14 protein-coding genes are annotated in these 12,777 nt (G+C 64.9%); 8 read left to right on the top strand and 6 right to left on the bottom strand.

What is annotated here, in order from left to right; genetic code table 11:
* Positions 1-5: 5 nt before the first annotated feature.
* Complete coding sequence (locus tag AC07NK_RS18540; RefSeq protein WP_495172099.1) at positions 6-845, bottom strand: PhzF family phenazine biosynthesis protein; 840 nt, start codon at positions 843-845, stop codon at positions 6-8.
* A gap of 88 nt (positions 846-933) precedes the next feature.
* Here AC07NK_RS18540 and AC07NK_RS18535 point away from each other — a divergent pair, with 88 nt between their 5' ends.
* Both AC07NK_RS18535 and AC07NK_RS18530 read left to right on the top strand, forming a co-directional pair.
* Positions 934-1,707, top strand: coding sequence for a sulfite exporter TauE/SafE family protein (locus AC07NK_RS18535; protein WP_495172098.1), 774 nt, complete (start codon positions 934-936; stop codon positions 1,705-1,707).
* A gap of 124 nt (positions 1,708-1,831) precedes the next feature.
* Positions 1,832-3,256 (top strand): alpha/beta hydrolase, encoded by a 1,425-nt coding sequence (locus AC07NK_RS18530; protein ID WP_495172097.1) that lies wholly within the window; start codon positions 1,832-1,834, stop codon positions 3,254-3,256.
* 99 nt (positions 3,257-3,355) lie between these two features.
* On the opposite strand, the gene AC07NK_RS18525 is transcribed toward AC07NK_RS18530, so the two are convergent.
* Positions 3,356-3,694, bottom strand: coding sequence for a winged helix-turn-helix transcriptional regulator (locus AC07NK_RS18525; protein WP_495172096.1), 339 nt, complete (start codon positions 3,692-3,694; stop codon positions 3,356-3,358).
* 112 nt (positions 3,695-3,806) lie between these two features.
* Between AC07NK_RS18525 and AC07NK_RS18520 the strand changes: the two genes are divergently transcribed.
* From AC07NK_RS18520 to AC07NK_RS18505, 4 genes are all read left to right on the top strand, one after another.
* Positions 3,807-4,508 (top strand): glutathione S-transferase family protein, encoded by a 702-nt coding sequence (locus tag AC07NK_RS18520; RefSeq protein ID WP_495172095.1) that lies wholly within the window; start codon positions 3,807-3,809, stop codon positions 4,506-4,508.
* Positions 4,509-4,555: 47 nt separating this feature from the next.
* Complete coding sequence (locus AC07NK_RS18515; RefSeq protein ID WP_495172094.1) at positions 4,556-5,269, top strand: cytochrome b/b6 domain-containing protein; 714 nt, start codon at positions 4,556-4,558, stop codon at positions 5,267-5,269.
* Positions 5,266-6,015 (top strand): molybdopterin-dependent oxidoreductase, encoded by a 750-nt coding sequence (locus AC07NK_RS18510; protein WP_495172093.1) that lies wholly within the window; start codon positions 5,266-5,268, stop codon positions 6,013-6,015. Before AC07NK_RS18515 ends, AC07NK_RS18510 begins: the two co-directional genes overlap by 4 nt.
* Positions 6,016-6,084: 69 nt before the next feature.
* On the top strand, positions 6,085-7,329 hold the full coding sequence (locus tag AC07NK_RS18505) for a class I SAM-dependent methyltransferase (RefSeq protein ID WP_495172092.1): 1,245 nt from the start codon (positions 6,085-6,087) through the stop codon (positions 7,327-7,329).
* Positions 7,330-7,335: 6 nt separating this feature from the next.
* On the opposite strand, the gene AC07NK_RS18500 is transcribed toward AC07NK_RS18505, so the two are convergent.
* The 3 genes from AC07NK_RS18500 to AC07NK_RS18490 are packed head-to-tail and all read right to left on the bottom strand — an operon-like array spanning position 7,336 to position 9,046.
* On the bottom strand, positions 7,336-8,154 hold the full coding sequence (locus AC07NK_RS18500; protein WP_495172091.1) for an energy transducer TonB: 819 nt from the start codon (positions 8,152-8,154) through the stop codon (positions 7,336-7,338).
* A 51-nt stretch (positions 8,155-8,205) separates the two neighbouring features.
* Positions 8,206-8,583 (bottom strand): EF-hand domain-containing protein, encoded by a 378-nt coding sequence (locus AC07NK_RS18495; protein WP_495172090.1) that lies wholly within the window; start codon positions 8,581-8,583, stop codon positions 8,206-8,208.
* Between the two features lie 43 nt (positions 8,584-8,626).
* Entirely contained in the window at positions 8,627-9,046 is a 420-nt protein-coding gene (locus AC07NK_RS18490; RefSeq protein WP_495172089.1) for a DUF1801 domain-containing protein, read from the bottom strand.
* Between the two features lie 111 nt (positions 9,047-9,157).
* On the opposite strand from AC07NK_RS18490, the gene AC07NK_RS18485 reads away from it, so the two are divergent.
* Complete coding sequence (locus tag AC07NK_RS18485; RefSeq protein WP_495172088.1) at positions 9,158-10,432, top strand: MATE family efflux transporter; 1,275 nt, start codon at positions 9,158-9,160, stop codon at positions 10,430-10,432.
* A gap of 38 nt (positions 10,433-10,470) precedes the next feature.
* Positions 10,471-11,688: an argininosuccinate synthase gene (locus AC07NK_RS18480; protein ID WP_495172087.1), complete on the top strand. Its 1,218-nt coding sequence runs from the start codon at positions 10,471-10,473 to the stop codon at positions 11,686-11,688.
* Here AC07NK_RS18480 and AC07NK_RS18475 read toward each other — a convergent pair.
* Complete coding sequence (locus AC07NK_RS18475; protein ID WP_495172086.1) at positions 11,639-12,760, bottom strand: phosphatase PAP2 family protein; 1,122 nt, start codon at positions 12,758-12,760, stop codon at positions 11,639-11,641. The genes AC07NK_RS18480 and AC07NK_RS18475 overlap by 50 nt on opposite strands.
* Between the last annotated feature and the right edge of the window lie 17 nt (positions 12,761-12,777).

Raw genomic sequence — 12,777 nt, 5'->3', positions numbered from 1 at the left:
TCTCCCTAGACTGTCAGTTCGGCGCCTGCTGCGATCGTATCGGTGCGGCCCGCGATCCAGACGTGACCATCGCCGTCGATGCTGCAATGGACACGGCCGTCGGCGCCGGTGCAGCGGCCTTGCGCCGCGACATAGCTGCCGGTGGCGAGGCCGTCCGCGAACAGATGCTGCGCTACCGCGGCGTTAAGACTGCCGGTCACGGGATCCTCGACCAGCTTGCTATTGGGGTCGGCGAAGAAGGCGCGCACTTCCCAGTCTGCACCGCTGCCCGCCGCCGCCGGCGCGACCAGCCCGATATCGGTGCCGACGGGCGCGCGAGGCAGCGGGTCGGCGCCTAGCACATCATCGGCTGAGCGTAGCCGCAACAGCCGCCAGTGCGGACCGTTGGCGGCATGGCGGGAATCGACGATCGCCTCGGCGGGTACATTGGCGAAGGCGGCGGTCTCGGCACGTTCGGCATCGGTGAGCGGGGCGCCGTTGATCAGCGGCGGCGCGCGGAACGCCAGCCGCTCGCCGTCGCGCCGCACCTCGACCAGCCCGACGCCGCATTCCTGCACGATGCGGTCCGGGTTCTTCGGCACGCCGCCCGCCGCGAGCCATGCATGGCAGGTGCCGAGCGTGGGATGTCCGGCAAAGGGCAGCTCGCCCGCCGGATAGAAGATGCGCACGCGATAGTCGGCGGCGGGATCGGTCGGCGGGAGCAGGAAGGTGGTCTCGGAGAAGCCGAGCCAGCGGGTGAGCGCCTGCATCGCGTCCGCGGTCATGCCCTCCGCGCCATGCACCACTGCCAGCGGATTGCCGCGCAGCGCCTGCGCCCCGAACACGTCGACCAGATCCAGCTTCATCGATTCCACCTGCTCATTTGTCTGCGCCGGACTTGTGGTGTGCAGCCCCGTGACGCAAGAGCCGGTGCGAAAGGCGGGCATGGGCAGCATGGACTTGTGGGCGAATCTGGCGCTTGCCGCCGTGGCCGGGGTCGTCGGCGGGGCGATGAACGGGCTGGCGGGCGGAGGATCGTTCGCGACCTTGCCCGCGCTGATCGCGCTGGGCCTGCCCGCCAACATCGCCAACGCCACCTCGAATGTCGCCCTGCTGCCGGGTGCGGCGGCGAGTGCCTGGGGGTTTCGTGACGAGCTGGGGCCGGTCGCTGGGCTTTCGGTAGTGCTGCTCGCCACGATTACCTTCATCGGCGGGATCGCGGGCAGCCTGTTGCTGGTGCTGACGCCGAGCGACATGTTCGACATCATCGTCCCCTGGCTGCTGCTGTTCGCCTTCGTCGTGATGCTGTTCGGGCGGAGCGCGGCAGACTGGCTGCACGCGCGGGTGACGATCGGAAAGCGGACGCTGGTCGGCGCGCAGTCGGTGCTCGGCATCTATGGCGGCTATTTCGGCGGCGGAGTCGGGCTGATCACCACCGCGGTCTATGGCCTGCTCGCCAATATCCAGCCGCGTGAGCTGTTCGCGATCCGCACGTTGATGCTGTCGGTCGCCAACCTCGCCGCAGCGATCATCTTCACCACCTTTGCGATGGTGTGGTGGTGGGCCTGCCTGCCGATGCTGGCGGGATCGGTGATCGGAGGCTGGGCGGGCGCGGCGATCGGCAAGAAGCTGTCGGCGCGCGCGGTGCGGGTGTGGACGCTGCTGGTGACGGCAACGACGACGGTGATCTTCTTTGTCCGCGCCTATGGCCAGGGCGTGGCCTGGTAAGCCAGCGGTTGAGGATCCGTCATCGGGGTGACGCGGCCACCTGGGGCAGATGCTGACGCCTCTGCATCTTGTTATTGCGTGTTATTGAGGCAATACACTCCTCAGCTAGTGCTGAGGAACTGCCTTGCCCGAATTCCGCAATTTCGTTTTCGCCGCCGTGTATCTCACAATTGCGGTGCCAGCCGCTGGAGCCGCATTTGGTGAGAGGGCGGTAAAACCCGCCTATGAAGAGGCGGCGTGCCCGGTGAAGGTGGCGCCCGGCGAGGGGATCGAATGCGGCGTACTCACCGTGCCCGAGAATCGTAAGAAGGTTCGCAGCCGAGCCATAAGATTGCCGGTGATGATCTTTCGCAGCACCGCTGCTGCTCCCGCAATCGATCCGATCGTCTATCTTCCCGGCGGCCCGGGGCTCAGCAGTATCGAGGGGCGCACGACAGGAAAGGGCAATCCGTTCCTTGCGGAGCGCGATCATATCCTTCTGGAAGGCCGGGGCAACCTGTTCGCTCAGCCCTCGCTCGCATGCCCTGACGTGAATGCGCTGCGAGCAGGGAACGCGACACCGGCTGCACAAACGGCCGCGGTTGCGCGCTGCAGGGCTGTCCTGCTCGCTTCGGGTGTCGATCTCGACGGTTATACCTCAGAGGAAGCTGCGGATGACCTTGATGATCTGCGGCGGTTGCTCGGCATCCGGCAGTGGAATCTCATCGGTTTTTCATACGGGACGCGGCTTGCCCAAACGGTGCTTCAACGTCATCCGGAAGGGGTGCGCAGCGTCGTGCTCGATTCGGTTCTGCCGATCGACGTCAACTTTGATGAATTGGCTGCGGCCCCCTTACGGCGTGCGATCGATCTCCTGCTGGACAGCTGCGCCAGCGATCCGGTTTGTGCCCTGCGCCACCCGGATATTCGTGGTCGCTTTGCCGCCCTGATTGACCGTGCGGATCGCGAGGGCATCCCGGTTTCTGATCGCGTGTTGCGCGGTCGCGATATTGCCGATGCGATTGGTGCGGGCCTCCAGCAGCCAAAACTCATCCCGACACTGCCGCGCATCATCACCGAGGTTTCGGAGGGGCGTTTCGACGGATTGCTGCCGCTCATCCAACGATCCCCATCGCGCTTCAACTGGGGTTTGCGCCTTTCGATCTGGTGTGCAGAGGAAATGCCGTTCGAAAGTCCCGGCCGCATGGCCTCACAAATATCGCCGGCATTGGGTCTCGGCGGTGCGGATAACCGCACGGCGACGCCCGAGATGTGCGCAGCCTGGCGGGTCTCCGCCGCCGACGCGCGGGCCAATGAACCTGTGAAGAGCGATGTGCCGATCCTGATCCTGGCCGGCGAATTTGATCCGGTCACACCGCCTGCCTGGGGACAGCGCCTTCTCCGCACGATGCCAAACGCCCGGTTCGTGCAGGTGCCCGGTCAGGCGCATGGCGCGATGTTCAACCGTTGCGGAGGACAATTGACGTTGGCGTTCCTTCGTGACCCTCGCGCGCCGTTGGACGGGGACTGTATCGCGAAGATGCCAGGGTTCGCCCTCGGCCCCGAATAGAAGCTGTTGTCGCGAACCGATCCACGGGGACTGCAGGGATCTGTTGCAATATCCGAAACCTGCCGGGTGGTTTCCCAACCCCTGGCGGCTGTTCGCAACCTACGCCGCGTCGCGGCACGCGCGGCGGCGGGGGAAGGAGGTCGCCCACCAGTCGCCGATCGCATCGATCATCGGCATCAACTCGGCGCCCGGCGCGCTCAGCGCATATTCGACGCGGAGGGGGAAGCCCTGGAAGGCCGTGCGTGTGACCAGCCCGGCCTCTTCGAGTTTGCGCAGCTCTAGCGTCAGGATGCGGTGCGAGATGCTGGGATTGTCGCGCTGCAGCTCGCTGAAGCGTTTGGAGCCGTCCTTGAGGTAGTAGAGCAGCAGCGTCGCCCAGCGGCCGCTCAGCACACGCATCGCATCCTCGATCGGGCAGTTCGATATGACGTCCTGCATTTTCTTCGCTCGATCCCTGAAGTGACATTTTTGTGCGTAATTTACTTGGGCGCACGGCTTCCTAAATGCCAGTCACACCGCGCGGTGATCCCCAAAGATCACGGAGACTATCATGGAACCGACCCTGCTTTATGGCTTCCCGCTGGGGAGCTCGATGGGGCTTGTCGCATCGCTTGAATGGCTGGGCCAGCCCTATCGCCTGTCGCGCGTCGACATGCTGAGCGAGATGAAGACACCCGAATTTCTGCGCCTCAATCCGCGCGGCGAGACCCCGGCGTTCATCACCGGGGATGGCCGCGTGCTGACCGAGACGATGGCGATCGCTCATTGGATCGAGGCGCGCGACCATGAGCGGCGCGTGAGCTTTGATCCCGGCACGGCGGAGGCCGACCGGATGCATCAGCTGATGGCGTTCATCAACACCGGCTTCACCGGCGCCTTCACCCCCTATTGGGCCGCGCTGGAGATGGCGGAACCCGATCCGGACTATCAGGCGACTCTGCGCCAGTTCGGGCACGGCATGGTCAAAGACCGGCATGCGCGGCTGGAAGAGATGATCGGCGATACGCCCTATCTGCTCGGCGATCGTCCGACTCTGGCCGATGGCGTGTTCATCGGTGTGGCGCGGTGGGGCGAGTTCCATCAGGCGATCGAGCCCGGCGCCTATCCCAGGATTGAGGCGCTGATCGAGCGGCTGATGGCGGACCCGGCGGTTGCCTTTGCTCAGGCGCGCGAGCTCGGCGAGACTCCGCCGGGCAGCGGCGCGTTGCTGGGCGAGATCCCGCTGGCGCAGATCCTGCGCAAGCACGCCTGAGTCCCTTGCCGCTGGCGCTTCCCCGGCGCCGGCGGCATAAGGCGTGAGTGGCCAGCGAACCCACCGTCTATCGCCATCGCCTGCCGACCCGGCTCTGGCATTGGGTGACTGCGGTCAGCGTGATCGTGCTGCTGGGCAGTGGCCTGATGATCCTCAACGCGCATGGCCAGCTCTACTGGGGCCAGTATGGCGCGAACTACGACCAGCCCTGGTTCCGCGTCGCGTGGGTGTTCGAGGGCGGGCGGGTACCGGGCTGGCTGACCATTCCATCGAGCTATAATCTTGCGCTGGCGCGGCGCTGGCATCTGTTTTTTGCGCTGGTGCTGGCGTTCGCGCTGCTGGCGTTCATGGTGACGAGCCTGCTCAACCGCCATTTCCAGCGCGATCTGCGCGTTCGGGCGAAGGATCTGGCGCCTGTGCATCTCGCCGCCGAGGTGAAGGCGCATGCCGCGTTGCGCTTCCACGATCCCGAGCACCCGCGCGCCTATAACGGGTTGCAGAAGCTGTCGTACGTCGCGGTGATCTTCGTGCTGCTGCCGCTGGTGATCTTCACCGGGCTCGCCATGTCGCCCGGGATGAACGCGGCCTGGCCGTGGCTGATCGACGTTTTCGGCGGGCGGCAGAGCGCGCGGTCGATCCACTTCATCGTCGCGATGCTGCTGGCGCTGTTCATCGTCGTTCATCTCGCGCTTGTCATCCTTGCCGGGGCGTTGAACGAGGTGCGCTCGATGATCACCGGCTGGTGGAAGGTGCCGCGATGAACCTGATCTCCCGCCGCTCGCTGCTGATTGCCGGTGCGGGAGGGCTGGTCGCCGGGTGCGACAGGATCGGCAACAGCGAAGCTGGCCGCGATCTGCTGTTCAAGGCGGAGGCGGTGCACAGGAGCCTGCAGCGCGCGATCACCGACCGCAACGCGCTCGCGAGGCAATTTTCCGAAGCTGAGATGTCGCCGCGCTTCCGTGCCAACGGTTCGCTGTTCCCGGCCGATCCCGCGTATCGCGCGCTGATGCGCGGCAACTTCGCCGATTGGCGATTGCGGGTGGATGGGCTGGTGGCGCGGCCGCTCAGCCTGTCGCTCGCTGATATCCGCTCGCTGCCGCAGCGGGTGCAGATCACACGGCATGATTGCGTCGAAGGATGGAGCGCGATTGGTAAGTGGCATGGTCCGACGCTGTCGACGTTGCTCGACCTTGCGGGCCTCAGGGATAGCGCACGCTTTCTCGTCTTCCACTGCGCCGACACACTGTACGGGCGGCCCTATTATGAATCGATCGACCTGATCGATGCCTTCCACCCGCAGACAATCCTCGCCTGGGCGATGAACAACCGCACGCTGCCGGTCGAGCATGGCGCGCCGCTGCGGCTGCGGGTCGAGCGGCAGCTTGGTTACAAGCACGCCAAATACGTCATGCGGATCGAGGCAGTCGCGTCGATTGAGGGGATCCACGGCGGTCGGGGCGGGCTGTGGGAGGATATCGCCGGTTATGAATGGTATGCGGGAATCTGAAGGTAATTATTTCCGCGGCCTGTCTTTTCCGCACTTGCGAACAGGGTTCCCGCCGTTAGCCTAGCGCGCATGGCCCTCATCGATCATTTCTTCGCCCGCGCCATCAAGCGCGGAGAATTCACCGTGATCCATGCCGACGGGACCGCGCGCAGCTTCGGCGCGCCCGACCCCGAGATCGCACCAATCACCATCCGGTTCACAAGTCCTTCCGCAACGCGGCGTATCCTGACCGATCCCTCGCTCGGTGCGGCCGAGGCGTTCATGGACGGATCGCTGGTGATCGAACAGGGCGACATCCTCGCGCTGCTCAACCTGTTCACCGCCAACAACAAATGGGAAGCGGGGGTCAGCAACCTCAACCCGGGGCTGCTCAAGCGCAGCTTCGACAATGTCCGCTTCCGGCTCGACCGGATCAACATGGCGCGCCGATCGAAGCGCAACGTCGCGCATCACTACGATCTGTCGGCGACGCTCTACGACCACTTTCTCGACGCCGACCGCCAATATTCGATGGCCTATTATACCGATCCGGCGAACAGCCTCGAGCAGGCGCAGGCGGACAAGAAGGCGCATATCGCCGCCAAGCTCGCGATCGGGCCTGGCATGAGGGTGCTCGATATCGGCTGCGGCTGGGGCGGGATGGCGCTCTATCTGCATGCCAAGACCGGCGCCGAGGTGCTGGGCGTCACCCTGTCCGAAGAGCAGCTCAAGATCGCGCGCGAGCGGGCGGAAAAGGCCGGCGTCGCGGACAAGGTCAAGTTCGAGCTGATCGACTATCGCCATGTGACCCCTGAGAAATTTGGGGGTCAGTTCGACCGCATCGTCTCGGTCGGCATGTTCGAGCATGTCGGCACGGCGCACTACCGCACCTTCTTCCGCAAGTGCCGCGAGCTGCTGAACGAAGAGGGGGTGATGCTGCTCCACACGATCGGCCGCGCCGGTGAACCGGGCGTGACCGACGCCTTCACCGCCAAGTACATCTTCCCCGGCGGCTATATCCCGGCGCTGTCGGAGATCGTGCGCGGGCATGAGGGGATGCGGCTGTTCCTCACCGACGTCGAAGTGCTGCGGCTCCACTACGCCTATACGCTGCAGGCCTGGTACGACCGCGCCACAGCGGCGAAGGCGGAGATCGTCGCACTGTACGACGAGAGCTTCTTCCGCATGTGGACCTTCTACCTCGCCGGATCGCTGTGCGCGTTCCGCAATGGCGGATTGGTCAATTACCAGCTGCAATATTCGCGCTCGCGTACGGCGCTGCCGATCACGCGGGACTATATGGCGGAGGCGGAGAAGGGATTGAACGCCGGCTGACGCCGTTCAATCGAAGATCTGCCAACGGAATCGCAGAAATGAAACGGAAGCCACTTTGGCGCCATCCGCCATCTGCGCCGGCGCGTAACGTGCGCGCTTGCGGATCAGGGCACAGGTTTGCTGGTCGAGCGTTGGGAATTTGCTGGAGGTTACGATCTTGCACTCGGTCAGATTTCCATCCGTGCCGATGCTCAGACGCACACCGACCACGCCGCTTTCCCCGGCGATCAGGGAGCCGGCGGGGTAGTCGTCATTCGTGATCCAATTATCCGGTGTCTGGTTGGCCTTGGGGCGAACCGCGATGCTGCGGAACGTAACCGGGTCGGCGCCCCAGGCACGGATGAGATCGTCTTCGCAGGCCAGTGCCGCCGCAAGGGGCTTCTTCATGCCGTTGGTGGCAAGATGGATAACCTGGTCGCGATATCTGAGAATCAGCGACCTGGCGCCTTCGATCTGTAACAGGTCTTCGGCCGAGATGTTGGCGTGCAGCAGGCGCGAGCCGGGTGTTACCGACCCGCTGATCGCACGCGTCGTAATCGGCGGAGCGCCGGGGGCTGTGGTGATGACAAGATCTGCCGCGCGGATTCTCTCCTTCCCGTCATAGGGACGGTTGAGGACGATCTGGCTGGTTTCGCGTCCGGGCATCAGGACCAGCGCGAAGGTGACCCGTTGAGTGTCCTTTCCGAAGGCGCGTGCGACGTTGCAGGCCTCATCGGCATAGTCGACTACCCAAGCGCCATCGGGTGCCAGTGGCGCGGGGGTGGTTGCCTCCTGTGCCGGGGGTGAAGCCGCTGCGGCCAGAGCGAGCAGGTTCAGCAGGATCATTGCGTAACGATACGCAGAATCCGCCGCCAGTCCAGCCGATGACAGAGGTGTCTATTTCACCCCGAGTTGTTCGACATCGGCGCCCAGATAGCGGGTCAGTTCGTCACGAGTGATCTTGCCGTCCTTGTCGGTATCGACCGCAGCGAACCAGGCATCGGCCTTGGCAAAGGGTTGCTGGCGCGCGTCGATGGCGGCTCGCGGATCGCCCGCCTTCTTCGCCTTCTGCGCGGCGGCATAGGTGGCGTTGGTGGTTGCCTCGAAATCGAAGCGGGCGCGGACCTCGTCGCGTTCGACCACACCGTCCTCGTTGAGGTCGAGATCGGCGAAGCGTTCGGCGACGCGGCGTTCGGCCTCGGCCCTGGGAAGCGGGCCGGGGGCGACACCGGCAGGCGGAGTCTGGGCGGCGGCAAGCGCGAAGAGAATCAGCATGGGTCCAGCCATAGCATGATCGGGGCGACTCGCGCTTGAACTGTCAGACCGGGTATCTGGCGTTCATGTAAGCGAGCGCGTCACGGGTCATGTCCTCAAGCACCGTCATATCCACATCGGCGAGCTTGTTGATGTAAAGGCACGACTTGCCGGTCTTGTGCTTGCCGAGTTTCTCCAGCTGCTCTCCCTCGCCTGCTGCGCCGGTAAGGATATAGAGCACAAGCTGCGCTTTGCGCGGCGAGAAGCCGAGGCGGCACATCGTGCCTTCATGACCGCTGTCATATTTATAGTGATAGCTGCCAAAGCCGATGATCGACGGACCCCACATCTGTGGCGGTTCGCCGGTGACGCGTTCCATCATCGCGCAGACGGTTTTCGCTTCCTCGCGCCGGGCGGCGTTTTCGACCGCCGCGATGAAATCATCGACGGTTACCTGTGTCGGCCTGGTCTTGATTTCGGCCATCGCGCGGCTCCGCTGGATTTTGGGCAAGCATATGCGCATGGGGACGCCATGCAAGCGGCCCAGCCCCTTCTCCTAACCCGTCGGTCGATCTTTGCGCAGGCATGGCCGATCATGCTCGGCCAGACCACGGTGCCGCTGGTCGGACTGGTGGATACCGCGGTAATCGGCTGGACCGGGGACGCGGCGGCGCTTGCCGGCGTGGCGCTGGGCGTCGCGATCATCAATTTCATTTTCTGGGCGTTCGGCTTCCTGCGCATGGGGATGACCGGAATGACCGCGCAGGCCCATGGTCGCGGCGACACGGGCGAGGTCAATGCGCTGCTGGCCCGGGGCGTCGCCGCCGGTCTTGCGATCGGCGCGGTGCTGGTCGCATTGCAGTTGCTGATCGTTCCGCTGGCGTTGTCGCTGCTGGCGGGTGGCGAGACGCTGACCGCCGCCGCGCATGAGTTCGTGACGGCGCGGTTTCTGGGGGCGCCCGCAGCGCTGGGTTTCTACGCGATCAACGGCTGGCTCTACGGGCTTGGCCGCACGCGAGACACGCTGCTGCTCCAGATCGCGATGAACGCGGTGAATGTGGTGCTGGACGTGCTGTTCGTGTGGCATTTCGGGATGGGCGCGCGCGGTGTCGGCCTTGGCACCGCGCTGGCCGAATGGGTCGCACTGGCGCTTGGCATCGTCATGGTGCTGCGGATCGTTGGGCCGGCGGCATTGCTGCGCCAGCGCGCCGGGTTCTTCGATCCCACCGCGTGGAAGCGGCTGTTCGCAGTGAATGGCGACATCATGATCCGCACCATCGCGCTGCTGATCATGTTCCTGTGGCTCGCCAATGCCGGCGCGCGGCTGGGCACGGTGCAGCTTGCGGCCAACCATGTGCTGCTCCAGCTGGTCGGCATCTTTGCCTTCGTACTCGATGGCTTTGCATTCACCGCCGAATCGCGCGTCGGGATCGCGATCGGCGCGGGGGCGAAGGCGGAGCTCAAACGCGCGATCCGACTGACGGGGGAGTTCTCGCTCGGCTTCGGGCTGATCGCGAGCGGGGTTGCTGCCGCCTTCGGCTGGCTGCTGATTGATCTGCTGACCACCAATATCGAGGTGCGCGCCGCCGCCTATGCGATGCTGCCCTTCGCCGCGCTGACCGCGACGCTCGGGGTTCCGGCATGGCTGCTCGACGGCGTCTTCATCGGCGCGACGCAGGGGCGGGCGCTGCGCAACGCGGCGATTTTGGCGACAATTCTGTATATCGGCACAGACCTGTTGCTGCGGCCATTGGGCGCGACCGGCGTATGGTTCGCCTTCCTCGCCAGCTATTTCTACCGGGCGGGGGCGCTGGCCGTCTATCTGCCGCGGCTGTTCACTGGTGTTGCGGAAGCGCCCCCACGGGCCTAGAGGCGCACGCGACCTTTTTCCTCTGGAGCGACGACAAGATGGCCGACAAGATCAACCGCGTGGTGCTCGCCTATTCGGGCGGCCTCGACACCAGCGTGATCCTGAAATGGCTCCAGCAGGAATATCAGTGCGAGGTGGTGACCTTCACCGCCGATCTCGGCCAGGGTGAGGAGCTCGAACCCGCGCGCGAGAAGGCACTCAACGCTGGCGTCAAGCCCGAGCACATCTTCATCGACGATCTCAAGGAAGAGTTCGTCCGCGATTTCGTGTTCCCGATGATGCGCGCCAATGCGCTGTACGAGGGGCTGTACCTGCTCGGCACCTCGATCGCGCGCCCGCTGATTTCCAAGCGGCTGATCGAAATCGCCAAGGAAGTGAATGCCGATGCGGTCAGCCATGGCGCGACCGGCAAGGGCAACGACCAGGTCCGTTTCGAGCTGTCGGCCTATGCACTGAACCCGGACATCAAGGTGATCGCGCCGTGGCGCGAATGGGACCTGACCAGCCGCACCAAGCTGATCGAATTCGCCGAAAAGCACCAGATTCAGGTCGCCAAGGACAAGCGTGGCGAGGCGCCGTTCTCGACCGACGCGAACCTTCTTCACACCAGCTCCGAGGGCAAGGTGCTCGAGGATCCGTGGGAAGAGGTGCCCGACTATGTCTTCTCGCGCACGGTGAACCCGGAGGACGCGCCCGACACGCCTGAATATATCACGATCGACTTCGAAAAGGGCGATGGCGTCGCCGTGAACGGCGAGGCGATGTCGCCCGCGACGCTGCTCGCCGCGCTCAACGAGCTGGGCCGCAAGCATGGCATCGGTCGGCTCGATCTGGTAGAGAACCGCTTCGTCGGCATGAAGTCGCGCGGGATGTACGAGACGCCGGGCGGTACCATCTATCACCTCGCGCATCGCGGGATCGAATCGATCACCCTCGATCGCGGCGCCGCACATCTCAAGGACGAGCTGGCGCCGCGCTATGCCGAGCTGATCTATAACGGCTTCTGGTTCGCGCCCGAGCGCGAGATGCTGCAGGCGGCGATCGACCACAGCCAGCAGAATGTCAGCGGCACCGTGCGCCTCAAGCTCTACAAGGGCAGCGTCAACGTCGTCGGCCGCAAGTCGCCGGGTTCGCTGTACAGCGAGAAGGTCGTGACCTTCGAGGACGATCAGGGCGCATATGACCAGCGCGACGCGGCGGGCTTCATCAAGCTGAACGCGCTGCGCCTGCGGCTGCTGGGACGGCGGGAGCTTTGATGGCGGGCGCACCTGCGACCAGCCGGTCATAGCCGCACCAGCGGAGATAATGGTCCACCGCAAGCCAGATCAGCGCCACCGCGCCGAACGAGACGATCCCGTCGAGCATATAGTGCCAGGCAAGGTGGACTGAGCCCAGAAAGATGATCGCGGCATAGGCGGCCGCGGCGGCGCCCCACCATTTCCCCAGCCGGAATGCGGCGAACACGTAGAGCGCGGTGATCGCATTGTGCATCGAAGGCATGGCCGAGATGCCCATGCCGAACGACAGATCGCGATCGACATAGGCTTGCCATAGCACCGCGCGCCAGCGCAGCGCGGTGAGGCCGTTGGGACCCGCCTGTGAGTCTGCTGCGCGCAGATGATCCATCAGACCAGCGAACCGTCCGGCTTCGGGGTGCGCGAGCAGGTCGAGGAAGATCGGGCCTGCCGATGACCCGGCCCAGGCGCCTGCCACGCCAAGTAAAGCCCAGGTGAGGACCATCGCCAGGATGAAGCGCGCCCGGTCTTTCCGCCGCGCGACGAGCGCGAAACCGACGGTCGTAAGCGGCACAAGGGCAAGCCAGCCCGTATAGATGCGGTCGAGCAGGATCGTCGCCGTCGGGCTCCCGAACAGCGCGTGGGAAACGCGCCATGGATCGACGCCGAAGAACAGCGCTCGGTCGATCCGGGCGAAGAGCGTGTCATACATAAAGGGGACGTGGAGGGGCAGCAGCACCTTTAGTGTGCCGAATGCGCCCAGCAGCAGGGGAAAGAGCACCAGTGGCCCGATTGCGCCAGCAAACAGCCATGGCGTGCGCAGGTTCCGTATGGCAGCGCCGAGAAGCCGCTGGGCCGGCCTCGGGTCACGCCGCCAGATGGCGCGCACGCACGCATAGCCAAGCAGAGCGGCAATCGTCATCAATATCCCGCGCAGCGCGTCGAGCGTGTAGCCGAGCGCGAGCGGCAGCGCGCTGATTCCATCGCGTTGGGCTCCGATCGCGGCGGCGATCCAGAGCAGCAGCACGATCGCCGTGGCCGGAATCAGCCACAACGCCTCCGCCTGCGGATTGGCACCGCCACTTTGCTTCATTTGTTGCCCCCAACCCC

It is taken from the genome of Sphingomonas sp. GW821-FHT09B04, assembly GCF_059418285.1.
The sequence above is the reverse complement of the archived record's forward strand: the minus strand, read 5'-3'. Positions and strand labels throughout refer to the sequence as shown.